The organism is Diaphorobacter sp. C33, from assembly GCF_030503915.1.
Lineage (GTDB): Bacteria > Pseudomonadota > Gammaproteobacteria > Burkholderiales > Burkholderiaceae_C > Diaphorobacter > Diaphorobacter nitroreducens.
The window spans coordinates 1444195-1468346 of the sequence record NZ_CP129980.1 but is presented as its reverse complement, the minus strand read 5'-3'; the positions used below and the strand labels follow the sequence as shown (position 1 = coordinate 1468346).

The 24152-nt window shown below is 67.4% G+C and carries 21 protein-coding genes; 15 read left to right on the top strand and 6 right to left on the bottom strand.

Going from position 1 to position 24152, the window contains the following annotated elements; translation table 11 throughout:
* Positions 1-117 precede the first annotated feature (117 nt).
* From QY917_RS06950 to QY917_RS06905, 10 genes are all read left to right on the top strand, one after another.
* Positions 118-1353, top strand: coding sequence for a branched-chain amino acid ABC transporter substrate-binding protein (locus QY917_RS06950; RefSeq protein ID WP_088886536.1), 1236 nt, complete (start codon positions 118-120; stop codon positions 1351-1353).
* A gap of 75 nt (positions 1354-1428) precedes the next feature.
* The gene (locus QY917_RS06945; protein WP_123675701.1) at positions 1429-2382 is read left to right on the top strand and encodes a branched-chain amino acid ABC transporter permease; all 954 of its coding nucleotides are present in this window, start codon (positions 1429-1431) and stop codon (positions 2380-2382) included.
* A 6-nt stretch (positions 2383-2388) separates the two neighbouring features.
* The gene (locus QY917_RS06940) at positions 2389-3726 is read left to right on the top strand and encodes a branched-chain amino acid ABC transporter permease (protein WP_123675702.1); all 1338 of its coding nucleotides are present in this window, start codon (positions 2389-2391) and stop codon (positions 3724-3726) included.
* A complete protein-coding gene (locus tag QY917_RS06935; protein ID WP_123675703.1) occupies positions 3726-4508 on the top strand; it encodes an ABC transporter ATP-binding protein in 783 nt (260 codons plus the stop codon). Before QY917_RS06940 ends, QY917_RS06935 begins: the two co-directional genes overlap by 1 nt.
* 3 nt (positions 4509-4511) lie before the next feature.
* Positions 4512-5207 carry an ABC transporter ATP-binding protein gene (locus tag QY917_RS06930; protein WP_015913514.1) on the top strand — a complete coding sequence of 232 codons (696 nt, stop codon included), beginning with the start codon at positions 4512-4514 and terminating at the stop codon, positions 5205-5207.
* A gap of 192 nt (positions 5208-5399) precedes the next feature.
* Positions 5400-7499 (top strand): 3-hydroxyacyl-CoA dehydrogenase NAD-binding domain-containing protein, encoded by a 2100-nt coding sequence (locus QY917_RS06925; RefSeq protein ID WP_123675704.1) that lies wholly within the window; start codon positions 5400-5402, stop codon positions 7497-7499.
* 45 nt (positions 7500-7544) lie between these two features.
* Complete coding sequence (locus tag QY917_RS06920; protein WP_011804956.1) at positions 7545-8720, top strand: acetyl-CoA C-acyltransferase; 1176 nt, start codon at positions 7545-7547, stop codon at positions 8718-8720.
* Between the two features lie 342 nt (positions 8721-9062).
* Complete coding sequence (locus tag QY917_RS06915; protein ID WP_123675705.1) at positions 9063-10247, top strand: GGDEF domain-containing protein; 1185 nt, start codon at positions 9063-9065, stop codon at positions 10245-10247.
* Positions 10248-10385: 138 nt separating this feature from the next.
* Positions 10386-12245: an acyl-CoA dehydrogenase gene (locus QY917_RS06910; RefSeq protein ID WP_123675706.1), complete on the top strand. Its 1860-nt coding sequence runs from the start codon at positions 10386-10388 to the stop codon at positions 12243-12245.
* 60 nt (positions 12246-12305) lie between these two features.
* Entirely contained in the window at positions 12306-12806 is a 501-nt protein-coding gene (locus QY917_RS06905) for a flavodoxin family protein (RefSeq protein WP_123675707.1), read from the top strand.
* 159 nt (positions 12807-12965) lie between these two features.
* On the opposite strand, the gene QY917_RS06900 is transcribed toward QY917_RS06905, so the two are convergent.
* From QY917_RS06900 to QY917_RS06875, 6 genes are all read right to left on the bottom strand, one after another.
* The gene (locus QY917_RS06900; protein WP_123675708.1) at positions 12966-14537 is read right to left on the bottom strand and encodes an ABC transporter permease; all 1572 of its coding nucleotides are present in this window, start codon (positions 14535-14537) and stop codon (positions 12966-12968) included.
* Positions 14528-15361 (bottom strand): phosphonate ABC transporter ATP-binding protein, encoded by an 834-nt coding sequence (locus QY917_RS06895; protein ID WP_123675709.1) that lies wholly within the window; start codon positions 15359-15361, stop codon positions 14528-14530. Before QY917_RS06895 ends, QY917_RS06900 begins: the two co-directional genes overlap by 10 nt.
* A 121-nt stretch (positions 15362-15482) precedes the next feature.
* Positions 15483-16373 (bottom strand): putative selenate ABC transporter substrate-binding protein, encoded by an 891-nt coding sequence (locus QY917_RS06890; RefSeq protein WP_103737952.1) that lies wholly within the window; start codon positions 16371-16373, stop codon positions 15483-15485.
* A 125-nt stretch (positions 16374-16498) separates the two neighbouring features.
* Positions 16499-17767: an MFS transporter gene (locus tag QY917_RS06885; protein WP_162844540.1), complete on the bottom strand. Its 1269-nt coding sequence runs from the start codon at positions 17765-17767 to the stop codon at positions 16499-16501.
* 174 nt (positions 17768-17941) lie between these two features.
* A complete protein-coding gene (locus QY917_RS06880; protein ID WP_123675711.1) occupies positions 17942-19075 on the bottom strand; it encodes an ABC transporter substrate-binding protein in 1134 nt (377 codons plus the stop codon).
* A 558-nt stretch (positions 19076-19633) separates the two neighbouring features.
* Complete coding sequence (locus tag QY917_RS06875; protein ID WP_123675712.1) at positions 19634-20101, bottom strand: nucleoside deaminase; 468 nt, start codon at positions 20099-20101, stop codon at positions 19634-19636.
* A 215-nt stretch (positions 20102-20316) separates the two neighbouring features.
* Between QY917_RS06875 and QY917_RS06870 the strand changes: the two genes are divergently transcribed.
* The 5 genes from QY917_RS06870 (at position 20317) to QY917_RS06850 (ending at position 24128) form a co-directional block, all read left to right on the top strand.
* Positions 20317-21108, top strand: a complete 792-nt coding sequence (locus tag QY917_RS06870; RefSeq protein ID WP_011804965.1) for an SDR family oxidoreductase — start codon at positions 20317-20319, stop codon at positions 21106-21108.
* 72 nt (positions 21109-21180) lie between these two features.
* Positions 21181-21588, top strand: a complete 408-nt coding sequence (locus QY917_RS06865) for a PaaI family thioesterase (RefSeq protein WP_015913503.1) — start codon at positions 21181-21183, stop codon at positions 21586-21588.
* A gap of 87 nt (positions 21589-21675) precedes the next feature.
* Positions 21676-22692 (top strand): NADP-dependent oxidoreductase, encoded by a 1017-nt coding sequence (locus QY917_RS06860; protein WP_123675713.1) that lies wholly within the window; start codon positions 21676-21678, stop codon positions 22690-22692.
* Positions 22689-23153: a GNAT family N-acetyltransferase gene (locus tag QY917_RS06855; protein ID WP_015913501.1), complete on the top strand. Its 465-nt coding sequence runs from the start codon at positions 22689-22691 to the stop codon at positions 23151-23153. Before QY917_RS06860 ends, QY917_RS06855 begins: the two co-directional genes overlap by 4 nt.
* Before the next feature lie 48 nt (positions 23154-23201).
* Entirely contained in the window at positions 23202-24128 is a 927-nt protein-coding gene (locus QY917_RS06850; RefSeq protein WP_011804969.1) for a glutathione S-transferase family protein, read from the top strand.
* Positions 24129-24152 lie beyond the last annotated feature (24 nt).

Genomic DNA, 24152 nt, shown 5'->3' with positions numbered 1-24152 from the left:
GGGGCTGTTCCTGCGCGCCGGTCACATGGGTGATAGCTGCTAGGGGCAATCCCTGAACGGCGCCTCGTTGCATCCCTTGTACGCTGCGGCGTATTCATTCTCACAAGGAGACGAGGCATGAAGTTCGCTATCAAAATGGTAGCTGCTAGCGCAATCTTTGCATGTGCTGGTGGCGCATTCGCCCAAAAAGGGGAAACCGTCAAGATCGCCTGGCTCGATCCGCTGTCGGGCCTCATGGCCGCGGTGGGCACCAACCAGCTCAAGAGCTTCCAGTTCATCTCCGAGGAGTTCAACAAGAAGAACGCGTCGGGCGTGAAGTTCGAGATCATCGGCATCGACAACAAGCTCAGCCCGCAGGAGACCACCAGCGCACTGCGCTCCGCGATGGACCAGGGCGCGCGCTACGTGGTACAGGGCAATGGTTCGGGCCCGGCGCTGGCCATCATCGACGCACTGGAAAAGCACAACGCGCGCAACCCGGGCAAGGAAGTCGTCTACCTGAACTACGCGGCGGTGGACCCTGACCTCACCAACAGCAAGTGCAGCTACTGGCACTTCCGCCTGGATGCCGACACCTCCATGAAGATGGAGGCCATGACCACCTTCATCAAGGACCATCCTGAGGTCCAGAAGGTGTACCTGATCAACCAGAACTATTCGCACGGACATCAGGTCTCCAAGTACGCCAAGGAGAACCTCAAGCGCAAGCGCCCTGACGTGCAGATCGTGGGCGACGACCTGCACCCGCTGGCGCAGGTGCGCGACTTCGCGCCCTACATCGCCAAGATCAAGCAGTCGGGTGCGGACACGGTGATCACGGGCAACTGGGGCTCCGACCTCGCGCTGCTCATCAAGGCCGCCAATGATGCGGGCCTGAACAACGTGAACTTCTACACCTACTACGGTGGCGTGACGGGCAGCCCCACCGCCATGGGGGCGGGCGCCGCGGGCCGGGTGTACATGGTGTCGTACAACCACCTGAATCTGCCGGGCGAGATCGGTCGCATCGTGGGCGACTACAAGAAGAAGTTCAACGACGACATGTACACCGGCGCCGTGTACCACGCCTTCTCCATGCTGGATTCCGCCTTCGTGAAGGCCAAGTCCACCGATCCCGTGAAGGTGGCTGCTGCGATGGAAGGCATGAAGTTCAACAGCTTCAACGGCGAAGTGGAGATGCGCAAGTCCGACCACCAGTTGCAGCAGGGCCTGTTCGTGACCCGCTGGGAAAAGGCGGGCGACAAGTATCCCCGCGATGCCGAGAACACCGGCTACACCTTCGTGCCGGTGAAGTACTACGAGCCCTATGTGGCCAGCACGCCCACGTCGTGCCAGATGAAGCGGCCTTCCTGATGTAGTTCCTGGTGGGACGACCTTTGGGGCCCGAGTCTCCTCGGGCCTTTTTTTCACCTGCTGCGCGGTCTTGCGATGAATCTTGAGTTTTTCGTGATCTCCCTGCTCAACGGCGTCAGCTACGGTCTGCTGCTGTTCATGCTGAGTTCGGGATTGACGCTGATCTTCAGCATGATGGGCGTGCTCAACTTCGCGCACACCAGTTTCTACATGCTGGGCGCGTACTTTGCGTACACCTTGTCGGGTGCCATCGGCTTCTGGCCCGCGCTGGTGGTGGCACCGCTGCTGGTGGGGGCGCTGGGCGCGGTCTTCGAGCGCTATGCGCTGCGCCGCGTGCACAAGTTCGGCCATGTGCCCGAGCTGCTGGTCACCTTTGGCCTGTCGTACCTGATCCTGGAGGTGGTGCAGCTGGTGTGGGGGCGCTCCACCGTGCCCTATGGCCTGCCTGCCCAACTGCAGGGGCCGCTCTTCACCCTGTACGGCACGCAGTTTCCCAAGTCGCGCTCCTTCGTCATGCTGGTGGCGGTGCTGATGCTGCTGTCGGTCTGGCTGCTGCTCACGCGCACCCGCATCGGGTTGGTGATCCAGGCGGCGCTCAAGCATCCGCACATGGTGGAGGCCCTGGGCCACAACGTGCCGCGCGTGTTCATGCTGGTGTTTGGCGGCGGCTGCGCGCTGGCGGGGCTGGCCGGCGTGATCGGCGGCAATACCTACGTGACCGAGCCGGCCATGGCGGCCTCGGTGGGCTCCATCATCTTCGTGGTGGTGGTGGTCGGGGGCATGGGGTCGCTGGCGGGGGCGTTCCTGGCGTCACTCATCATCGGACTGGTGCAGACCTTTGCGGTGGCGCTGGACTATTCGCTGGTGCATGCCTTCGCCCGCCTGGGCATCCAGGTCACCGAACAGACCTTTGGCTACCCGCTATTCAAGCTCACCATCTCGCAGGTGGCGCCGATCCTGCCGTACCTGTTCCTCGTTCTGATCCTGATCTTCCGGCCCAAGGGCCTGCTGGGCACGCGGGAGGATTGAAAGGCCATGCACACCACTTCCTCTGCACCTTCGACCGCGGACGCCGGGGGCGCCGTGCGGTACTACCGCTTCAAGCCCTTGAATGTGGGGCGCATCGTCATCTGGAGCCTGTTTGCCCTGGCGCTCGTCGTGGCGCCCCAGCTGTTCACCAGCAGCCTGGCGCTGACGATGCTGTCGCAGATCGGCTACGCGATCATCATCTGCCTGTCGTACAACATCCTCCTGGGGCAGGGCGGCATGCTGAGCTTCGGCCACGCCGTGTACACCGGCCTGGGCTCGTTCCTGGCGGTGCACGCCATCAACATGGCCAGCGACGGGCGACTGCCCATCCCGCTGGTGCTGATGCCGCTGGTGGGAGGGCTAGCGGGCATGTTCTTCGCCGTGCTGCTGGGCTATGTCACCACCAAGAAGTCCGGCACCACCTTCGCGATGATCACACTGGGCATCGGCGAACTCGTGGCCTCCATGGCGCTGATGTTCCCCGAGTTCTTCGGGGGCGAAGGCGGCATCACCACGGACCGCGTGTACGGCCAGCCGGTACTGGGCATCACGTTCGGTCCGGCGATCCAGGTGTACTACTTGATCGCCGCGTACTGTTTCGTGTGCACGGCCGCCATGTTCGCCTTCACGGGCACGCCGCTGGGGCGCATCCTCAACGCCGTGCGCGACAACCCTGAGCGTGTGGAGTTCATCGGCTACAACACGCAGCGCGTGCGCTACTTCGCCTTCATCATCGCCGGGTTCTTCGCGGGCATCGGCGGGGCGCTGGCGGCCATCAACTTCGAGATCGTCACGGCCGCCGACAGCGTTAGCGTGGTGCGCTCGGGCAGCTACCTGCTGTTCACCTTCCTGGGCGGGGCCACGTTCTTCTTCGGCCCCATCATCGGCGCCGTGCTGCTGGTGCTGGCGTCGGTGCTGCTGTCCGAGCTGTCCAAGGCCTGGCTGCTGTACCTGGGCCTGGTGTTCCTGTTCATGGTCATGTATGCGCCCGGCGGCATTGCCAGCCTGATCATGATGAATCTGCGCCTGGCCAAGTACGGCAAGCTGCGCGGCATCATCAGCGCCTACCTGGCGCTGGGTGGAACGGCACTGGTGGCGGTGCTGGGGGCCGCAGCGATGATCGAGATGACTTATCACCTGCAGCTGAACGAGGCGCTGGGGCCGCAGCTGGAGTTTCTGGGTGCGACGCTGAACGCCAAGAGCGTGGCGAGCTGGTTCGGCGCCGGCTTCGTGCTGGTGACCGGCGTAGGGCTGTTCGAACTCTGTCGCAGGCAGTTCATGCGGCAGTGGGGTGCGATCCAGGAAGAGATCGAGCACGAGATCAAGCGTGGGGAGGCAGGCTGATGGCGGACCAGGCAACCTATGCGTTGGAGCTGCGCGACCTGCGCAAGAGCTTCGGCAAGACCGAGATCATCCGCGGCGCCAACCTGGCGGTACGGCCCGGCGAACGCGTGGCCGTCATCGGACCCAACGGCGCGGGCAAGTCCACGCTGTTCAACCTCGTCAGCGGGCGGTTCGCGCCCACCAGCGGCGAGGTGCTGCTGCACGGCGCGCGCATCGACGGCAAGCAGCCGTTCGAGATCAACCGCATGGGGCTGTCGCGCAGCTTCCAGATCACCAACATCTTTCCCAAGCTCAGCGTGTTCGAGAACCTGCGCTGCGGCGTGCTGTGGAGCCTGGGGTACCGCTATGCGTTCTGGCGCTTCCTGTCCAGGTTGCAGGATGCCAACGACCGGGCCACGCAGCTCATGGAGATGATCAAGCTGGACAAGAAGCGCGACACCCTGGCCATGAACCTGACCTATGCCGAGCAGCGCGCTCTGGAGATCGGCATCACCATCGCCGGCGGCGCCAGCGTCATCCTGCTGGATGAGCCCACTGCGGGTATGAGCAAGAGCGAGACCACGCGCTTCATCTTCCTCATCAAGGAGGTCACGCAGGGCCGCACCCTGCTGACCGTGGAGCACGACATGGGCGTGGTCTTCGGCCTGGCCGACAAGATCGCCGTGGTGGTGTATGGCGAGGTGATCGCCTTCGACACGCCCGAGAACGTGCGCGCCAACCCGCGCGTGCAGGAAGCCTACCTGGGCTCCGTCATTGCCGCGCAGCAGGCCGGGGGACATTGAGACATGCTGAAAGTCGAGAACCTGCACGCCTACTACGGCAAGAGCCATGTGCTGCACGGCGTGGGATTTGACGTGCAGCCGGGTGAGATCGTCGCGCTGCTGGGCCGCAACGGCTCCGGCCGCTCCACCGCGGCCAAGGCCGTGATGGGCCTGGTGGACTGGCAGGGCACGCTGCAGTGGAAGGGCCAGGACCTCAACGGCAGGAAGGCCTACGAGATCGCCCATCTGGGCATCGGCTACGTGCCCGAAAGCCGCGACGTGTTTCCCAACCTCACCGTGCACCAGAACCTGCTGCTGGGCCAGAAGGGCAGTGGCAGGGATAGCCGCTGGAGCTTTGACGACATGTACGAGATGTTCCCGCGCCTGAAGGAGCGCCGCAACATCGAGGCGGGCGTCATGTCCGGCGGCGAGCAGCAGATGCTGACCCTGTGCCGCACGCTCATGGGCGACCCGGACCTCATCATCATCGACGAGCCCACCGAGGGGCTGGCGCCCAAAATCGTCGAACTGGTGGGCGAGTACCTTACGCGGCTCAAGCAGCGGGGCATCTCCGTGCTGCTCATCGAGCAAAAACTCACCATCGCCATGACCATCTCCGACCGCGCGCTGGTCATGGGGCACGGCAGCATCGTCTTTCAGGGCACGCCCGACGAGCTGCGTGCCAACAGCTATGTACGCAAGGAGTGGCTGGAGGTTTGAGGGTCTCATTGGCCTCTAGCCCTTTGTGGATAAGCGCTGTAAGCTATCAAAAGGATAGTTAAACATTGGTGTGCGCGGCACGCTTGTCCCGGCTGAGACAAAAAACTGCGACCCCTGCCTCTAGACTTGCGTGCTAAAAACGCACGAGCGTACTTTTCTTTCATCCACCCGAGATTCAAGAGGAACGACAGCATGACGGCTGAATACCAGGTCCACGGCGACGTGGCCGTGATCACCCTCAACAACCCGCCCGTCAACGGGCTTGGTCTGGCCACGCGCCAGGGCATCGTCGATGGCCTCGATCGCGCCCAGGCCGACGGGGCCGTCAAGGCCATCGTCATCACCGGCGCGGGCGGCGCCTTCTCGGGCGGCGCCGACATCAAGGAGTTCGGCACCGACAAGTCGCTGCAGGAGCCCAATCTGCACTCCGTCATCAACGCTGTCGAGAACTGCACCAAGCCTGTGGTGGCTGCCATCCACACCGTCTGCATGGGCGGCGGGCTGGAGTTGGCCCTGGGCTGCCACTACCGTGTGGCCGCGCCCGGCTGCAACGTGGCGCTTCCCGAGGTGAAGCTGGGCATCCTGCCCGGCGCGGGCGGCACGCAGCGCCTGCCGCGCGTGGTGGGGGTGGAGGCAGCGCTGAACATGATCGTCAGCGGCGAGCCGGTCAAGAGCGAGATGATCGGCGCCGTGCCCGGCCAGAAGCTGTTCGACAAGATGGCCGCGTCGCCCGAGTCGCTGGCCGAGGAGGCGCTGGCCTTCGCCCGAAGCGTGGCGGACGTGCGCCCGCTGCCGCTGGTACGCAACCTGCCGTGCAAGCACCCCGAGGGCGATGCGTACTTCCAGTTCGCGCGCAACATGGTCAAGGGCATGGCCAAGAACTTCCCCGCGCCCGCCAAGTGCGTGGACGCCGTGGAGGCGGCCACCAAGCGCAAGTTTGCCGACGGCCTGGCGTACGAGCGCGAGCTGTTCATCAACCTGATGTGGACGCCCGAGTCGCGCGCGCTGCGCCACCTGTTCTTTGCGGAGCGTGCCGCGAGCAAGATCCCCGACGTCCCGTCCGAGACTCCCAAGCGGGACATCAAGAAGGTCGGCGTGATCGGCGCGGGCACCATGGGTGGCGGCATCAGCATGAACTTCCTGAACGCGGGCATCCCCGTGACCATCCTGGAGATGAAGCAGGAGGCGCTGGACCGCGGCATCGGCACGATCCAGAAGAATTACGAAGCCCAGGTCAAGAAGGGCAAGCTCAAGGAAGACAAGTACCAGCAGCGCATGGCCCTGCTGTCCACTACGCTGAACTATGCCGACCTGAAGGACTGCGACCTGATCATCGAGGCCGTGTTCGAAGAGCTCGGCGTGAAGGAGGCCGTGTTCAAGCAGCTCGACGCCGTGGCCAAGCCCGGCGCCATCCTGGCGTCCAACACCTCCACGCTGGACGTGGACAAGATCGCCGCCTTCACCCAGCGTCCGCAGGACGTGGTGGGCATGCACTTCTTCAGTCCCGCCAACGTGATGAAGCTGCTGGAAGTGGTGCGCGGCAAGGCCACGGCCAAGGACGTGCTGGCCACCGTGATGGCCTTGGCCAAGAAGATCAAGAAGACGGCCGTGGTCTCCGGCGTGTGCGACGGTTTCATCGGCAACCGCATGATCGAGCGCTACAGCCAGCAGGCCGGCTTCCTGCTGGACGAAGGCTGCACGCCCCAGCAGGTGGACAAGGCCATCGAGAAGTTCGGCTTTGCCATGGGCCCGTTCCGCATGGGCGACCTGGCCGGCAACGACATCGGCTGGGCCATCCGCAAGCGCCGCGCCGTCGAGCAGCCCGACATGAAGTACAGCAAGACGGCCGACCTGCTGTGCGAGATGGGACGCTTCGGCCAGAAGACCGGGGCGGGCTGGTACGACTACCAGGCTGGCAAGCGTGACGCGATTCCCAGCGACGTGGTGAACCAGATGATCGAGGAGCACCGCAAGGCCCTGGGCATCACGCCGCGCAAGGTGAGCGACGAGGAGATCGTGCAGCGCCTGGTCTATGCGCTGGTCAACGAGGGCGCCAAGATCCTGGAAGAGGGCATCGCCAGCAAGTCGGGCGACATCGACATGGTGTACCTGACCGGCTACGGCTTCCCCATCCACCGCGGCGGTCCCATGCACTACGCCAGCGAAGTGGGCCTGTTCAATGTGGTGCAGTCCATGAAGCGCTTTGCCCGCAACCCGCTGGACGACGCCCGTGCCTGGGAGCCCGCGCCGCTGCTGGCCCGGCTGGCCGCCGAAGGCAAGGCCTTTGCCTGAGCGCCCGTTCGTCCGCCTGAAGCACGCAGAACAAGGAATATTGCAATGACCTCCGCAGTGATCGTTTCCACCGCCCGCACGCCGCTCGCCAAGAGCTGGAAGGGCTCGTTCAACATGACCCACGGCGCCACGCTGGGCGGCCACGCCGTGCAGCACGCCGTGCAGCGCGCGGGCATTGACCCCGCCGCCGTCGATGATGTCATCATGGGCTGCGCCAATCCCGAAGGCGCCACCGGCATGAACATCGCGCGCCAGATCGCGCTCAAGGCTGGCCTGCCCGTCACCACATCGGGCATGACCATCAACCGCTTCTGCTCCTCGGGCCTGCAGACCATCGCCACCGCCGCGCAGCGTATCATCGCGGGCGAGGGCGAGGTGTATGTGGCCGGTGGCGTGGAAAGCATCTCGTGCGTGCAGCAGGAAATGAACCTGCACATGATCCAGGACCTGGCCCTGGCCAAGCAAAAGCCCGAGATCTACTGGAGCATGCTGCAGACCGCCGAGCAGGTGGCCAAGCGCTACCACATCGGCCGCGACGCGATGGACGAGTACGGCGCCGCCAGCCAGCAAAAGGCCTGCGCCGCCCAGGCAGCCGGCCTGTTCGACGCCGAGATCGCGCCCATCACCGTCACCGCGGGCATCGCCGACAAGACGCTGGGCCTGATCACCAAGCAGGTCACCGTGAGCCGCGACGAAGGCACGCGCGAGGGCACCACCAAGGAAGGCATCAGCGGTATCCGCCCGGCCATGCCTGGCGGGCTGATCTCGGCGGGCAACGCCAGCCAGTTCTCGGACGGCGCGGGCGCCTGCGTGGTGGTGGGCGAGGACTACGCTGCTCGCAACAACCTCCAGCCCCTGGGCCGCTTCCTGGGCTTTGCCGTGGCCGGTTGCGAGCCTGACGAAATGGGCATCGGCCCCGTGTTCGCCGTACCCAAGGTGCTCAAGAAACTGGGCCTGACGGTGCAGGACATCGACCTGTGGGAGCTGAACGAAGCCTTCGCCGTGCAGGTGCTGTACTGCCGCGACAAGCTGGGCATTCCCGCCGACCGCCTGAACGTGAACGGCGGCGCCATCGCTCTGGGCCACCCCTACGGTGTTTCGGGCCAACGCCTCACGGGCCACGCCCTCATCGAAGGCAAGCGCCGCGGTGCCAAGCGCGTGTGCGTGACCATGTGCATCGGTGGCGGTATGGGCGCGGCGGGCGTGTTTGAAGTGCTGTAAGCGCCGATCCGCTTTCGGACTGAAACAACAAGCGCCCCGCGCAGACGATGTGGTCTGCGCGGGGCGTTTGCTTTTGTTTTGATAGCTGTCTGCGCTTGCTGCATGGGCGGTAGCAGGAGAAACGAGTGATATTTTTGTGAAACGGGTTTCTGTACAGGGAGCGACGCAGCGGGCCAGCCGCTGGAGGGTGCTGCAAGCGTCCTGAAGTTCCGCCCAGCAGGCGGCTGCGTGTGCGGACGATTAAACTCCTCTGAATTACTGGTTGTTACAACAATCCCTGCCCGTCTTCCTGGCTTGGACGACTCGCCCTAAGGGTCGGCCAAGTCCCCTTTGAATATCCCCATGGTCGCAAGCGTTCTCGTTGGCATGCTCTGCGCGCATCTGCTGTGCTTTGCGGTGATGTTCTTGCTGATCAGCAAACGGCTGCATGGGCAAAAAATGGGGATGGATCTTTTCGCGCTCGGCAACTTTCTACTGGGCTCCGCCTATGTGCTGCAGCTGCTGGAGGGCGGCCCCGCCTGGAGTGCGATGAGTGTGGTGAACCACACGCTGACGCTGGCCTCCCCGGTGGTTTACTGGCTCGGAGCCATGCGTTTCTTTGGGCACGCCGTCCCCTTGCTGTCTCCACTTCTCGTATTTGGGGCGCTCTACAGCCTTGCGCAGGTACTGGTGCAATGGAGCTTGGGGCCGGTTGCACGCTACGCCATGCTTTCAGGGGGATCGGCACTCCTGTTTTTTGTGATGGCCCTGACGGTCATCTACGGCGTTCGCACATTTGCCAAGGATCTGTATGGCGAGATGGTCTTTTTTGCCGCGCTGATCAGCGGCCTATGCGTACTTAACGCGCTCAAGTTCATGAAGCTTCTGGATGGCGGCCTGGATGCATTGCAGATGGACCGCCAGTTCCAGCTGGTGTTCTACATCTACATGTCATTCCTGGCCACGGTGCTGCCGCCATCGATCGTCTGGCTGGTACTGCGCCGCTTGACCGATCAGTTGCGCCATATCGCTGCGCGGGACCCGATGACGCAGTTGCTCAATCGGCGAGGTCTCACCGAGGCGCTGCAGCTGTCTTTCAACCAGCGCCGGGCGGAGCATGCGCACTTGCTCGTTGTCGACGTTGACCATTTCAAGCGGATCAACGACACCTACGGCCACCACGCCGGAGACACCGTCCTGTGCCGCGTGGCGGAGATACTCCAGGCCACGGCGCGCCGTGGCGATTTGGTAAGCCGTCTGGGCGGGGAAGAGTTCGCGGTGATCTGCCTGCACACCGACTTTCCCGGGGCCATGCACATGGCGGAGCGATTGCGTGCAGCCATCGAGACGCAAACCATCGACATTGCAGAGGGCGGTCATCCGCTGCAGTGCACGGTCACGGTCGGGGTTTCACAGGGCTTTGCAGATGCACACGCCTTGGAGGCAGCCCTGCAACAGGCCGACGCGGCTCTTTACCGTGGCAAAGCCGCGGGACGCAACCGCGTCGAAACGGCCGGGCCGTCAATGGCCACCCCTTCGTACGCCTGAATGACGGGCAATACCGAGACGCCGAGACGGTGATTGGGCCAAAGCCCCGGTGTTCCAGCGCGCGATCCAATGGACCCCCGCGGTGCGCGTCACCCAGCGGACAGGCTTCATCGGCCCGTCCCTTCCATAATTTCGCGCATGACCACCTCCCTGCGCTCCACGCTCGACTTCCTGCTCTACGACTGGCTCCAGGCTGAATCGCTCAATGCGCGCGAGCGCTTTGCGGACCACTCGCGCGAGACGTTTGACGCTGTGCTGGACACCTGCGAGCGCATCGCGCGCGAGAAGTACGCGCCGTTCAACCGCACGGTGGACACGCAGGAGCCCCAGTTCGACGGTGAGCGCGTCATCCTGCCCCAATGCACGCACGACGCACGCCAGGCGTTTGCCGACAGCGGCATGCTCAGCGCGGCGCAGGACTACGCGCTGGGCGGCATGCAACTGCCGTATGTCGTGGAGTCGGCGGCCAACAGTTTCTTTGGCTGCGCGTCGATCAGCATTGGCTCCAACCTGCTGACCACGGGCAACGCCAACGCCATCCTGGTGTATGGAACGCCTCTGCAGCAGCAGGTGTTCGCCGCCAATGAGTTCAACGGCCGCTGGGCGGGCACCATGTGTCTTTCGGAGCCTCAGGCAGGCTCGTCCTTGAGCGACATCACCACGCGCGCCGAGGCCGACGGCGCAGACTTCGAGGTCGACCCGCTGGGCCCGCGCTACCGCCTGCGTGGCAACAAGATGTGGATCAGCTCCGGCGACCATGAGCTGACCGAGAACATCGTGCACCTGGTGCTCGCCAAGATCCCCGGGCCGGACGGCAAGCTGGTGCCGGGAGTGAAGGGCATTTCGCTCTTCATCGTGCCCAAAAAGCTGGTCGATACCGATGGCCATCTGACGGGCGAGCGCAACGACGTGGCGCTGGCCGGACTGAACCACAAGCTGGGCTGGCGCGGCACCACCAACACGCTGCTGAATTTTGGCGAGGGCAGGTACCCCGTGCGCGGCGGCGCCGGCGCCATCGGCTACCTCGTGGGGCGGCCAGGCGAGGGCCTGAGGTGCATGTTCCACATGATGAACGAGGCACGCATCGCCATCGGCATGGCGGCAACCACGCTGGGCCTGGCAGGCTACTACGCCAGCCTGGACTACGCCAGGACGCGGCTGCAGGGCCGCCCGGTACAGGGCAGCACCAGCGCCGCCGGCAGTGCCGGCAAGGACGCCAGCCAGCCGCCGGTGCCGCTGATCCGGCATGCGGACATCAAGCGCATGCTGCTTGCGCAAAAGAGCTACTGCGAGGGCGCGCTGGCGCTCAACCTGTACTGCGCGCGGCTGGTGGACGAGGGCCGCACGGGCGAGCCGCAGGCGGCGCAGGATGCGAGGCTGCTGCTGGAGGTGTTGACCCCCATCGCCAAGAGCTGGCCCAGCGAGTTCTGCCTGGAGGCCAACAGCCTGGCGATCCAGATCCACGGCGGCTATGGCTACACGCGCGACTTCCCCGTGGAGCAGTACTGGCGCGACAACCGCCTGAACATGATCCACGAGGGCACGCACGGCATCCAGGCCGCCGACCTGCTGGGTCGCAAGGTGGTGATGCAGGGCGGCGCAGGCCTGCAGCTGCTGGGGCGCACCATTGGCGCCACCATTGCCCAGGCGCGCAAGCATCCGGAACTCGCCGCTTGGGCGGACCAGCTGGCCCAGGCCCTGCAGGACGTGGGCGAAGCCACGCAGGCCGCCTGGGCCACCGGCAACCCTACCGAGGCGTTGGCCAACGCCGTGCCCTACATGCAGGCCTTCGGCCACACGGTGCTGGCCTGGATGTGGCTGGACGTGGCGTGCAGCGTGCTCGCACGGGATGCTACTCTTTCAATAGCTGCTAGCGCTGGTAGGATGGGCGCTGCACGCTATTTTTACCACTTTGAATTGCCGCGCATCGGTGCCTGGCTGCAGGTGGTGCGCCAGCGGGACCTGACCTGCGCGGCCCTGGATGAAGACGCGTTCTGACGCCACGCGCTTTCCGCAGGGTGGTGGTCGCCCGCATGGGCAACGGTCTATGCTTGCCGCATGGATGCGTCCCAGACCCTGCTGATCGTCTACCACTCGCTGACCGGTGGCACGCGCCAGATGGCCGAGGCCGCGCGCGCCGGTGCCGCGGCCGAGCCCGCCGTGTCGGTGCGCCTGCTCCACGCGGCGCAGGCGGGGCCGGACGATGTGTTGGCCGCGCAGGGCTACCTGTTCGCCACGCCGGAAAACCTGGCGGCCATCAGCGGCCAGCTCAAGGACTTCTTCGATCGCTGCTACTACCCGGTGCTGGACCGCGTCAACGGCCGGCCCTACGCCAGCCTGGTCTGCGCCGGCAGCGACGGCCAGAACGCCGCACGCCAGATCGCCCGCATCGCCACGGGCTGGCGGCTGAAGGCCGTGGCCGAGCCGCTGATCGTCTGCACCCACGCCCAGACGCCCGAGGCGATCCTCGCTCCCAAGCAGATCGGCGCGGCGGACCTGGAGCGCTGCCGTGCGCTGGGCGAGGCACTGGCCACCGGGCTCGCGCTGGGGGTGTTCTAGTGCGGCAACCTGAAGGTGTTGGGACATGAAAGCGCGCCTTCGCCCGCGAGGCGGCGTTGCCCATCCTCGCAATGGCCACGGACGTTGCTGCGGTTCGCACCTGACCCTTGGGGCGAAGCCATCGATCGCCTTTTGTTCCTCTACTCCCTGGTTGCGGTACTAGGCCCTGCCCATCCAGCGGCGCAGCGCCGCGCTGGCCCAGTCCACCGCAACCGATAGCACCAGCATCGCCACGATCACCGTGCCCGCTTGCGCATGGTGGAACAGCGACAGCTCCACGTACAGCAGCTGCCCCAGCCCGCCCGCGCCGACGAAGCCGAGGATGGCGGCCATGCGGATGTTCATCTCCCAGCGGTACAGCGTGTAGGCCACCAGTTGCGGCGCCGCCCCGGGCAGCGTGCCGTACAGGAACGCCAGGGCGCCGCTGCTGCCAGCCTGGCGCAGCGCACGCGCGGCCGTGGCCGGGGTGTTCTGCAGCGCCTCGGCATACAGCCGGCCCAGCACGCCCGTGGTGTGCAGGGCCAGGGCCAGGGCGCCGGCAAACGGCCCCAGGCCCACGGCCAGGGCGGTGAGCGTGGCCCATACCAGTTCGGGCACCGAGCGCAGCAGGTTCAGCAGCAGGTTCCAGCCCGCGCGCCAGCGCGGCAGGGCCAGCAGCAGCGCCAGCAGGGCGGCCAGCAGCGTGCCCACGATGGAGATGGCCAGCGTCTCCCACACGCCGCGCGCCACCTGCCGCAGCCAGGTGCTGCCCAGCTCGGGCGGGAAGAAGCCGGCGGCAAACTCCGCCATGCTGCGCGCCGCCTCGGCGGTGAAGAGCGCGGGCAAGTCCATGTCCAGCAGCCACAGGCTGGCGGTCAGGGCGGCTAGCACCGTCGCGGTCAACGCGCCGCTGCGCCAGCCCAGCGGCGCGGCGCGTGCCGCGGGGGGCGCATCCAGCGCGCGGCGCAGCCCGCCCGACAGCGCGTCGGCCGCCAGCACCAGCAGCATGAAGGTCACAAGGATGGTGCACGCCTCGCCGCCGTTGAGCATCTTCATGGCCTGGTCCATGAGCTGGCCCAGCCCGCCCGCGCCCACGAAGCCCATCACCACCGAGGCGCGCACCGCGCATTCCCAGCGGTACACGGTGTAAGACGTGAGTTCGCGCGCCGCCTGCGGCAGCAGGCCGTAGAGCAGGGCGATGGGCCGGCGCGCGCCACTGCGCGCCAGCGCCTGGGCGGGTGCGGCGGGCACGGATTCGAGGATCTCGGCATACACCTTGCCCAGCATGCCGCCGTAGGCCAGCCCCAGTGCCAGCACGCCGGCCGTCGGCCCCAGGCCGAACACGCGCACGAACACCAGCGCCCACACCAGCTCGGGGATGCCGCGCAGCACCGTGAGCACGCCGCGCGCTGCCGGGTTCAGCCGGGGGCGTTCGCGTGCAGCGTTGCTGGCCCAGTAGGCCAACGGCACCGCCAGCACGAAGGCCAATGCCAGCCCAGTAGTAGCAATCGCCAGCGTTTCCAGGGTGGCGCGCGCCAGCAGGGCCAGGAAGTCGGCCCCCGTTTCAGGCGGCAGAAACTGGCGCAGGAACCCGCCCAGCACGCGCAGGCTTTCGGGCGCCAGCAGAGCGGCCAGGTCAAAGCCCGACGCCTGCAACAGCGGCCACAGCAGCACCACGGCCAGCAGCGCGCCGCCCAGCCGACCGCGTGCGGCCGGGTCGCGCAGGTGCGGGGCGGGGCGCGTCAGCGGCATGAGGCGTAGCTGCTGGTGGTCGGGGGCGGCGTGGGCGTTTCATCCGGCGGGAGCGCGCCGTCGCCGGGCGGGGCGTACAGCGCCTGCAGCAGATCGGGCGTGACCGCGCCGGCCGGCAGGTCGAAGGCGATGCGCCCCTCGCGCAGGCCCACCACGCGCGCAAAGCAGGCCAGCGCCAGGTCCACCGCGTGCAGGCTGGCGACCAGCGTGGCGCCACGTGCGGCCGCGTCCTGCACCAGCAGCTGCACGGTGGCCAGCGCCAGCGTGGGGTCAAGGGCAGAGACGGGCTCGTCGGCCAGCAGCAGCGCTGGCTGCTGGTACAGCACGCGGGCAATGCCCACGCGCTGCAGCTGCCCCCCTGAGAGCTGGTCGCAGCGCGCGAACAGCTTGTCCTGCAACTGCACGCGCTGCAGCGCGGCGTGCGCACCTGGCAGGTCGGCCGGGTACAGCAGCGAGGCCAGCGCCTTCCATGCGGGCCATTGGCCCAGGCGCCCGGCCAGCACGGCGGTCACCACGCGCTGGCGCGGTGGCAGGGGCGGTGCCTGGTGGACGGTGCCGATGCGCGCGCGCAGCGCACGCGGCGGAGGCCACGAAGCATGGGGCGTGTCGGGCGACGACGCGCCCAGGGCGGAGCCCAGCACGTGCACGCGGCCGGCGCTGGCGGGCAGGGCTGTGCCCAGAAGGTTCAGCAGGGTGGTCTTGCCCGCCCCCGAGGGGCCGATCAGCGCCAGGCTCTCGCCCTGGCGCGCGGCCAGGGTGATGCCGCGCAGCGCCACATGGCCGCCGGGGTGGCATAGATCCACGCCGTCCAGCTCGAAGCTCATGGTTGCTCTTGTTTCAATAGCTGCTAGCGCTTATTCAGCAAGCGCTAGGGGCTGATTTGATCAAAAACGCCAATGGCGCACGCGCGGGCTACCTGGGCCAGGCCCGCGCGCGCCGGCGCGCTTACTTCAGCAGGCCGGCCGTCTTGGCGGCGTCTTCGATACCGTCGTAGTTGCGCGGCTCGGTGGCGATGAAGCGCGAGGCGCGCTGCAGTTCCAGGATGGCCTTGTGCTCGGGCTTGGCGGGGTCGAGCGCCAGGAAGGCGGCCTTGATCTTCTGCACCACGGCGGGATCGAGATCGCCGCGCACGGTCCAGTTGTAGTCGAAGTAGGGTGGGGTGGTGGCGAACACCCGTACCTTGGACGGATCCACCTTCTTGGTCTCGACCAGCTTGTCCCAGACGGAGGCGTTGAGCACGCCGGCCTGCGCCTTGCCAGCGGCCACGAAGGCGACGGTCGCGTCATGCGCGCCGGAATAGGCCACGGTCTTGAAGTCCCGCTCGGGCTGGACGCCGGCCTGCTGCAGGAAGTAGCGCGGCATCAGGCTGCCCGAGGTGGACGAGGGAGCGCCAAAGGCAAAGGTCTTGCCCTTGAGGTCGGCCAGGCCCTGGATGGTGGGGTCGGCGGTGATGAAGCGCGAGGTAAAGCGTGCGTCCTCCTCCCGCTGCACCAGCGGAATGGCCGTACCGCCCGTGCGGATGCGCGCCTGCACATAGGTGAAGCCGCCCAGCCAGGCCAGGTCCAGCTTGCGCGTGGCCAGGGATTCGACCACGGCGGCGTAGTCGGTTACCGGGGTGAACACCACCTTCATGCCGGTGGCCTGCGACAGGTATTCGCCCAGCGGCTTGAACTTGCGTTGCAGTTCGGTAGGCGCTTCGTCGGGGATGGCGGATACGCGCAGCACCTGCGGCTCGGCGGCCTGGGTGGAAAGGAAGGGAGAGAAGCTGGCGACAGCGGCGGCGGCTGCGGCAAAGCGGCGCAGCGCCGCACGGCGTGCGGTCGTTGAAGAGGTCATGGCGGTGCGGGAAAGTTGAATCGAGCGCGCTGCAAGCCGAGGGCCTGCGGGGTGTGCGCGAGGGCCGCCATTGTCGCCCAAGGTGGCGCCGGCTGCCCGGGTGGCGCGCGGCCGGCGGTGAACGCTCAGCCCGCCGCCTGGGGCGTGGGCAGCGCCGGGTGGCGCCGCCCCGGCAGCAGCAGCGCCACCCCCGCGGCCACCATCAGCAGTGCGCCCGACAGGCCGAAGGCGATCCAGTGCGTGCCGAAATGCTCATAGCCCCAGCCGCCCAGCCAGGCGCTGATCATGGCCCCCACCTGATGCCCCAGGTAGGCCCAGCCGTAGAGCACGCCCACCAGCCGCACGCCGAACATGTCGGCCAGGATGGCGGACGACAGCGCGATGCTGCCCGCCCAGGCAATGCCGCCGATCACCGAGGTGCCGTACAGCTCCAGGGTATTGCCCGCCAGCAGCAGCGCGAAGAACCCCACGCCGCGCACGCAATAGATGGCGGCCAGCAGCTTGCGTCGCGGCAGCCGGTCGGCCAGGCGCCCCAGCACCATGGTGCTGGGAATGGCCACCAGCCCGATCAGGCCGATGCCGAAGGCGCTGGTGGTGGCGTCAAAGCCATGGTCCATCAGCATGGGCATGCCGTGCGTGCCCAGCAGGTTCATGCTGAAGCCGCAGGCGAACAGGCCCAGCGTGATCTTGAGGAAGGTGCCGGTGCGCATGGCCTGCAGCACCGTGTAGTGCTGCCCTGCGGGAGCCACCGGGTTGGCCGCACGAACGGGGCTGCCGGGCAGCGGGGCATCGCCATCGGCAGGCGCCTCGTCGCGGATCACCCACAACGCCGTGGGGACGGTGATGGCGGTGAACAGCGCGGCAAAGCCCAGCAGCGTGGCCTGCCAGCTCAGATGCTGCAGCGCCATGCCCAGCGCGGGCGTCATGATGGCGATGCCGGCCATGGAGCCCGTGGACAAGAAGAACAGCGCCATGCCCCGGCGGCGGTTGAACCAGCGGCTGATGACCGGCGTGAGCGCCACCGGGCTGGTGAATCCCGCGCCCACGGACATGAGGATGCCGAAGCTCAGCAGCAGCCCCAGCGGCGTGCGCGTGTTCACTGCCCAGAGTGTCGACGCCACCAGCAGGACCGTGCCCGCCAACAGCACGAAGCGCGTGCCCCGACGCGCCACCAGCCAGCCCGCCAGCGGCATGGCCGCGCCGTAGCACAGCATGCCCACGGCGACGATGGCCGACAGCAGGCTGCGCGAAAAGCCCAGATCCTCGGTCATGGGCAGGAACAGCGGGCCCAGCCCCAGGCGCAGGCCCACGGTGAGGGCGGTGAGCACGGTGGCCGCGGCCACGATGTTCCAGCCGAAGTACCAGCGGGCCGGTGAGGAATCTTGAGAGGACATGGGAGCGACGGGCGTGGGGCCGGGTGAATGCGACCCTTGGTTGTAACGGCTGCCGTGGGCCGTGTGCGCCGGCTGCGGCCGGCGGCGCATCGCGATTGGCGATGGGGGCTGCCGCGGCGCGCGAGGGGCGGTGACCCGGTAGCCCGGTGGCCCCGCGGCGCGGCAGCGACGGCGTCAGCGGCGGAACAGTCCGTCCGCGTCGATGATGGACAGCTCCACGTAGCTCAGGCCCGTGCGGTCGCCGGGGCCGTAGCCCAGCTCCAGCCCGCCCAGGTCGTAGTGGCTCATGCCACCCAGCGCGGTGACGATCTTCTCGCGCGTGGGCTTGGGGCCGGCGCGGCGCACGCCTTCCACCAGCACCTTGGCGGAGGTGAAGCCTTCCATCACCGAGGGCGACAGCGTCAGGTTGCCCTTGGCCTTGGCCAGAGCGGCGGCCTCGCGGTTGATGGCGTAGCCCATGGAGCGCACGTTGGGGAACACCTGCGTGACGATCACGCCGCGCACCGAGTCGCCCAGCTGGGCGACGAAGCCGCGGGATGCGTTGTTCGACACCGTGACCACCTGCATGGACGAGCCGGCCTTGCGCAGCGCTTTCACGCCGTCGCTCACCGCCACGCTGGAGCCGATCCAGATGACCGCCTGGGCCTGCGCCTGGATGAGCTGCGGCACGATGGTGGCGTAGTCCGGCTTGGCGCGGTCGGCCTTGATCACGGCCACGGGCTTGCTGCCCACGTTGGCAAAGCCCTTCTGGGCACCGGCCAGGCAGTCCTCGCCAAAGCTGTCGTCCACGTGCACCACGGCGATGCGCTGGACCATGATGGTGTGCAGGTGCTCCACGGCCTTCTCGGTCTCGGCCTGGTAGCTGGAGCGCACGTTGAACACCAGCGGGTTGGCGGGCTTGTGGAAGGTCATCGCACCCGTGGAGGGCGCCACCAGCGCCACGCCGTGCTTGGCCAGGTGCGGCAGTATGGCTTCGGTGTGCGGCGTGGCGCGGCTCATGAACAGCGCGGCCACGTTGTCGTCTTCGATCAGGCGGCGCGCGTTCTCGCCGGCGAGCTTGGGTTCGAACTTGTCGTCCAGCGTGATCAGCTTGATGCGCTCGCCATGCACGCCGCCCTTGGCATTGACGTGGTCCAGATACAGGTGCACGCCCGCGAGGGTCTCGCCCACGCTGGCGGCCACCGGGCCGCTGACGGCCGTGGTCTGCCCGATCAGGATGTCGGCCGAGGCGGCGCCGCCGCTCAGGGCGCCCGCCAGCAGGCAGGCGGCTTGCCAGGCGCGCAGGCGCCCATGGAGTTTCTGGTTCATGGTTCCTCCCTGTGCCCGCGTTGCACCAAGTGGGTGCATGGGCTGTGGTTTCGCACTGGCAGCGGGTGGCTGCAGTCCCTCAAAAGGTGCATATTGTGACCGCGATGTGGCACGGCCGGCGTACGTGGTGCGCGTGCCGCGCCAGAAAGGTCACATACCGGAACGCACATTCCCGCATCACGCACCTACCGTTGTCGAGCCAGCCCGGCCGCCGATGCTGCCAGCCGCACGGCGCGATAAACCGCGTGGCCAGGTGCAATGGGCGCGCCTGCACGGCGCCGCGCGCAGCCCGGCGACGCATGCCGGCGCGCCGGTGGCCGTGGCCGTGGCGCGCGCGCCCAGGCGCCGTAGCGCTGCGGGGGCCAACCATGCCCCCGCGCCCATCAGCGCCATGGGCCGCAGGGTGGGACATGCAGGCGCCGAGAATCCCCATGCCGTCCCGGCGATCCCATGGCCGTGAGGAAGGGGCCCCGGTTCAGCGTGGCCAGCGCCACCGTCGCCAGGCATTCCTATACGCACGGGCCGGCACCGGCCCCGGCGGCGCTGTGGTCAGGGGTGTCAGGGGCCGTCCGTGGGCCAGGGCGCGTCGCCGTAGAGCTGCTCCACGCCAATGCCCGTGGCCAGGCGTTGCAGCGGCAGGGGCGGCGGGTCCAGCGGCAGCCGCAGGCGCTGGTAGGCGCCTTCGCTGGACAGGCCGTAGGGCGCGGCGTCGCGGTTGTCGAAGGCGTAGAACACCCTGTCCGCGCCGGCCATGACCAGCGCCGCCAGGCACATGGGGCAGGGGTGGCCGCTGGCGTAGACCGTGCAGCCCGCCAGGCTGGGGTTCGCTCGCTGGCGCGTTGCGGCGCGCAGGGCCTGCATCTCGGCGTGGGTACTGGGGTCGTGGCTGTGCACGATGTCGTTCACGCCGGTGGCGATCACCTCGCCGCCGCGCGCGATCACCGCGCCGAAGGGCCGGCCCCCGCGGGCCCGGTTGTCATGGGCCAGGGGCACGGCCCGGCGCAGCAGGGCGGTATCGGTGGACATGGGAACTCCTGAAAAATGAGCGGCCCCCGCTTTCCCCGCGGGCGTCGCGGCCGGATTGTCCTTTGGACACAAAAACCCTGCCGATGAATCACGCATGTGACATGTGTGGCGCGGGCCGCTCGCCACAATAGCCGCTCAAAATCCTGCCGCCGCGCCTCCGTTGCCCACTGTGGGCGATGGCACGGCGTACCACAGACTCTTGGGGAGACACCTTCATGGCCCGTACCGCGCAACAACTCTTCGACCTCTCGGGCAAGACCGCCCTCGTCACCGGCGGCTCGCGCGGCCTGGGGCTGCAGATGGCGCACGCGTTGGGCGAGGCGGGCGCGCGCATCATGCTCAGCTCGCGCAAGGCCGAAGACCTGGAGCAGGCCGCCGCCGAGTTGCAGGCCGCCGGCATCGACGCGCGCTGGGTCGCCGCCGACTGCGCGCGCGAGGAAGACATCCACCGCCTGGCCAGCGAGACGCTGCAGCGCATGGGCGACGTGGACATCCTGATCAACAACGCTGGCGCGAGCTGGGGCGCGCCGGCCGAGGACCACCCCGTGGCCGCATGGGACAAGGTCATGAACCTGAACGTGCGCGGCTACTTCCTGCTGTCGCAGGCGATCGGCAAGCACAGCATGATCCCGCGCAAGAGCGGCCGCATCATCAACGTGGCATCCATCGCGGGGCTGGCGGGCAACCCGATCGAGATGAAGACCATTGCCTACAACACCTCCAAGGGTGCGGTGATCAACTTCACGCGCGCGCTGGCCTGCGAGTGGGGCGTGCACGGCATCGGCGTGAACGCGATCTGCCCGGGTTTCTTCAAGACCAAGATGGCCACCGTGCTCATCGAGACGCTGGGCGAGGAAAAGATGGCCGCGCACGCGCCGCTGCGCCGCCTGGGCGACGACGAAGACCTCAAGGGCATCACGCTGCTGTATGCCAGCGAGGCGGGCAAGCACATCACCGGCCAGTGGCTGGCCGTGGACGGGGGCGTGAGCGCGGTCATCGGCGGCTGACGGCAAGGGCGAACCACCGCGCCAGGGGCTCTATCCTTGCGGTCTTTTTTTACCTTGAGCAAGGAGCTTCCCGTGCTGGATTTTGGTGCCGACATTCCCTTCGTCAAAGAGCTGGGCTTCACCCTGCATCACATGCAGGGCGGAACGTCCGAACTGCACTTTGAGGCGCGGCCCGAGCACATGAATTCCTACGCCGTCACCCATGGCGGCGCCACCATGACGCTGCTGGACGTGACCCTGGCCACGGCCGCGCGCAGCGATACGCCGGACATGGGCGTGGTCACCATCGAGATGAAGACCAGCTTCATGCACCCGGCGCGCGGCCCGCTGGTGGCCAAGGGGCGGCTGCTGCACCGCACGCGCTCGCTGGCCTTCGTCGAAGGGGCGGTGTACGACGCCGAAGGGCGCGTTTGCAGCCATGCCACGGGCACCTTCAAATACGTGCCCAAGGCCGTGCCCGGCGGCGTGTCCACCGACTGAATTTTAAATGAAAAGTGGCTCTGGCGCTTATGTATCAAGCGCTAGAAGCTATTGAAACAATAGCAAAATTTAACCTGGAGATTTCGCATGCCACGCAACCAACAGATCCTCCTCGACAACCGCCCCCAGGGTGAAGCCACGGTGGACAACTTCCGCCTGGTCACCACCGATACGCCTGCACTGCAGGACGGCCAGGTGCTGGTGCGCCACCATTACCTGAGCCTGGACCCCTACATGCGCGGGCGCATGAACGACAGCAAGAGCTACGCCGCCAGCCAGCCGCTGGGCGAGGTGATGATCGGCGGGACGGTGGGCGAGGTCGTCGAGAGCCGCCACCCGGCCTATGCCGTGGGCGACAAGGTGGTAGGCATGGGCGGCTGGCAAGAGTACAGCGTGGTCGACGGCAACACGCCCGGCATGCTGCGCAAGGTGGATACCACCCACGTGCCGCTGTCGGCCTACCTGGGGGCCGTGGGCATGCCCGGCGTGACCGCCTGGTACGGCCTGGTGAAGATCATCGCCCCGAAGGCGGGCGAGACCGTGGTGGTGAGCGCCGCCAGCGGCGCCGTCGGCAGTGCCTTCGGCGCGCTGGCCAAGGCGCGCGGCTGCCGCGTGGTGGGCATTGCCGGCGGCCCGGACAAATGCCGCTATGTGACTGAAGAGCTGGGCTTTGACGCCTGCATCGACCACCGTGCGAACGGCGATTTGAAGAGCATGGCCCGCGCGCTCAAGGAAGCCTGCCCGGACGGCATCGACGGCTACTTCGAGAACGTGGGCGGCTACATCCTGGACGCCGTGCTGCTGCGCGCCAACGCGTTCGCCCGCGTGGCCGTGTGCGGCATGATCGCCGGCTACGACGGCCAGCCGCTGCCGCTGCAGAACCCGGCGCTCATCCTCATCAACCGCATGAAGGTCGAGGGCTTCATCGTCAGCGAACACATGGAGGTGTGGCCCGAGGCGCTCAAGGAACTGGGGGGCCTGGCCGCCAGCGGCAAGCTGCGCCCGCGCGAGACCATCGCCCAGGGCCTGGCCGCGGCGCCCGAGGCGTTCCTGGGCCTGCTCAAGGGCAAGAACTTCGGCAAGCAACTGGTGAAGCTGGTTTGACGGTGCAGTGGAGCTGGGCACGGTTTGACGACCTGGGCGTGCACGCGCTGCACGATGCACTGGCCCTGCGCTGCCGGGTGTTCATCCTGGAGCAGGGCCCCTACCAGGACCCGGACGGCGCGGACAAGCACGCCTGGCACCTGCTGGGCCGCGCGCAGCCGCAGGGGCCTCTGCTGGCCACGCTGCGCGTGGTGGACCCCGGCGTGAACTACGCCGAGCCTTCGATCGGCCGCGTGGTCTGCGCGCCCGAGGCGCGCGGCAGCGGCCTGGGCCGCGCGCTGGTGGCTGAAGGGCTGGCGCAGTGCCAGCGGGTATGGCCGGGGCGCCCGGTGCGCATCAGTGCGCAGGCGCACCTGCAGCGCTTGTATGGCAGCCTGGGGTTTGCTACGGTGTCCGATCCCTATCTGGAAGACGACATCCCGCATGTCGAGATGCTGTGGAGCCCGCCGCCACAGGCCTGAAAGGGCGCAAGGCAGGGGCCGTCTTTCGCACCGCACCGGAGAGCGCGCATGACCGAACTCATCCTGCACCACTATCCCGCCTCGCCGTTCGCACACAAGGTGCGCTGCGTGCTCGGCTTCAAGCAACTGGCGTGGAAGTCGGTGATCGTGCCCAGCGTCATGCCCAAACCCGACGTGGTGGCGCTCACCGGGGGCTACCGGCGCACGCCCTTCCTGCAGATCGGGGCTGACATCTATTGCGACACGGCGCTGATCTGCGATGTGCTGGAGCATCTGCAGCCCGAGCCCGTGCTGTACCCGCCGCACCTCAAAGGCGTCTCGCGCGTGTTCGCCCAGTGGGCGGACATGGTGCTGTTCGGGGCCGCCATGGCTTACTGCCTGCAGCCGCGCGGGGCACAGGCGCTGTTCGCCGGCCTGCCCGATGGTGCGGCCGAGGCCTTTCGCAACGACCGCCGCGCCATGGGCACGGCCCGCACCCACCCGGCGGACGCCACGGCGGCCTACCGCTCGTACCTGCGGCGCATCGCCAACATGGTGGAAGAGCACGACTTTCTCTTCGGCGCCGAGCCCTGCGTGGCCGACTTTGCCGCCTACCACCCGCTGTGGTTCACGCGCGAATGCGTGCCGGTGATGGCCGACATTCTCTCGGCCACGCCGGCGGTGCTGGAGTGGATGGATCGCATGGCCGCGCAGGGCCAGGGCCGCGCGGAGAAGTTCAGCGCCCAGGACGCCGTCACCGTTGCCGCAGGCGCGCTACCCCAGCCGCTGCCCGCCGAGGCCTTCCAGGACGAGCATGGCATCCCCCTGGGCAGTCGCGTGACGATCACCGCCGAGAGCTTTGGGCCCGAGCCCACCGAAGGCACGCTGATCGCCGCCACGCGCACGCGCTACACGCTGGCGCGCACCGACCCGCGCGCGGGCGACGTGCATGTGCACTTCCCACGCGTGGGCTATGTGCTGCGCCGCGCCGCATGAGATTTCCATTCATAGACCGCAGGA

What these genes read in the sequence shown, in the direction of transcription:
- QY917_RS06950 (WP_088886536.1), top strand. Translation starts at nt 118, where the DNA reads ATGAAGTTCGCTATCAAAATGGTAGCTGCTAGCGCAATCTTTGCATGT.
- QY917_RS06945 (WP_123675701.1), top strand. Translation starts at nt 1,429, where the DNA reads ATGAATCTTGAGTTTTTCGTGATCTCCCTGCTCAACGGCGTCAGCTAC.
- QY917_RS06940 (WP_123675702.1), top strand. Translation starts at nt 2,389, where the DNA reads ATGCACACCACTTCCTCTGCACCTTCGACCGCGGACGCCGGGGGCGCC.
- QY917_RS06935 (WP_123675703.1), top strand. Translation starts at nt 3,726, where the DNA reads ATGGCGGACCAGGCAACCTATGCGTTGGAGCTGCGCGACCTGCGCAAG.
- QY917_RS06930 (WP_015913514.1), top strand. Translation starts at nt 4,512, where the DNA reads ATGCTGAAAGTCGAGAACCTGCACGCCTACTACGGCAAGAGCCATGTG.
- QY917_RS06925 (WP_123675704.1), top strand. Translation starts at nt 5,400, where the DNA reads ATGACGGCTGAATACCAGGTCCACGGCGACGTGGCCGTGATCACCCTC.
- QY917_RS06920 (WP_011804956.1), top strand. Translation starts at nt 7,545, where the DNA reads ATGACCTCCGCAGTGATCGTTTCCACCGCCCGCACGCCGCTCGCCAAG.
- QY917_RS06915 (WP_123675705.1), top strand. Translation starts at nt 9,063, where the DNA reads ATGGTCGCAAGCGTTCTCGTTGGCATGCTCTGCGCGCATCTGCTGTGC.
- QY917_RS06910 (WP_123675706.1), top strand. Translation starts at nt 10,386, where the DNA reads ATGACCACCTCCCTGCGCTCCACGCTCGACTTCCTGCTCTACGACTGG.
- QY917_RS06905 (WP_123675707.1), top strand. Translation starts at nt 12,306, where the DNA reads ATGGATGCGTCCCAGACCCTGCTGATCGTCTACCACTCGCTGACCGGT.
- QY917_RS06900 (WP_123675708.1), bottom strand. Translation starts at nt 14,537, where the DNA reads ATGCCGCTGACGCGCCCCGCCCCGCACCTGCGCGACCCGGCCGCACGC.
- QY917_RS06895 (WP_123675709.1), bottom strand. Translation starts at nt 15,361, where the DNA reads ATGAGCTTCGAGCTGGACGGCGTGGATCTATGCCACCCCGGCGGCCAT.
- QY917_RS06890 (WP_103737952.1), bottom strand. Translation starts at nt 16,373, where the DNA reads ATGACCTCTTCAACGACCGCACGCCGTGCGGCGCTGCGCCGCTTTGCC.
- QY917_RS06885 (WP_162844540.1), bottom strand. Translation starts at nt 17,767, where the DNA reads ATGTCCTCTCAAGATTCCTCACCGGCCCGCTGGTACTTCGGCTGGAAC.
- QY917_RS06880 (WP_123675711.1), bottom strand. Translation starts at nt 19,075, where the DNA reads ATGAACCAGAAACTCCATGGGCGCCTGCGCGCCTGGCAAGCCGCCTGC.
- QY917_RS06875 (WP_123675712.1), bottom strand. Translation starts at nt 20,101, where the DNA reads ATGTCCACCGATACCGCCCTGCTGCGCCGGGCCGTGCCCCTGGCCCAT.
- QY917_RS06870 (WP_011804965.1), top strand. Translation starts at nt 20,317, where the DNA reads ATGGCCCGTACCGCGCAACAACTCTTCGACCTCTCGGGCAAGACCGCC.
- QY917_RS06860 (WP_123675713.1), top strand. Translation starts at nt 21,676, where the DNA reads ATGCCACGCAACCAACAGATCCTCCTCGACAACCGCCCCCAGGGTGAA.
- QY917_RS06850 (WP_011804969.1), top strand. Translation starts at nt 23,202, where the DNA reads ATGACCGAACTCATCCTGCACCACTATCCCGCCTCGCCGTTCGCACAC.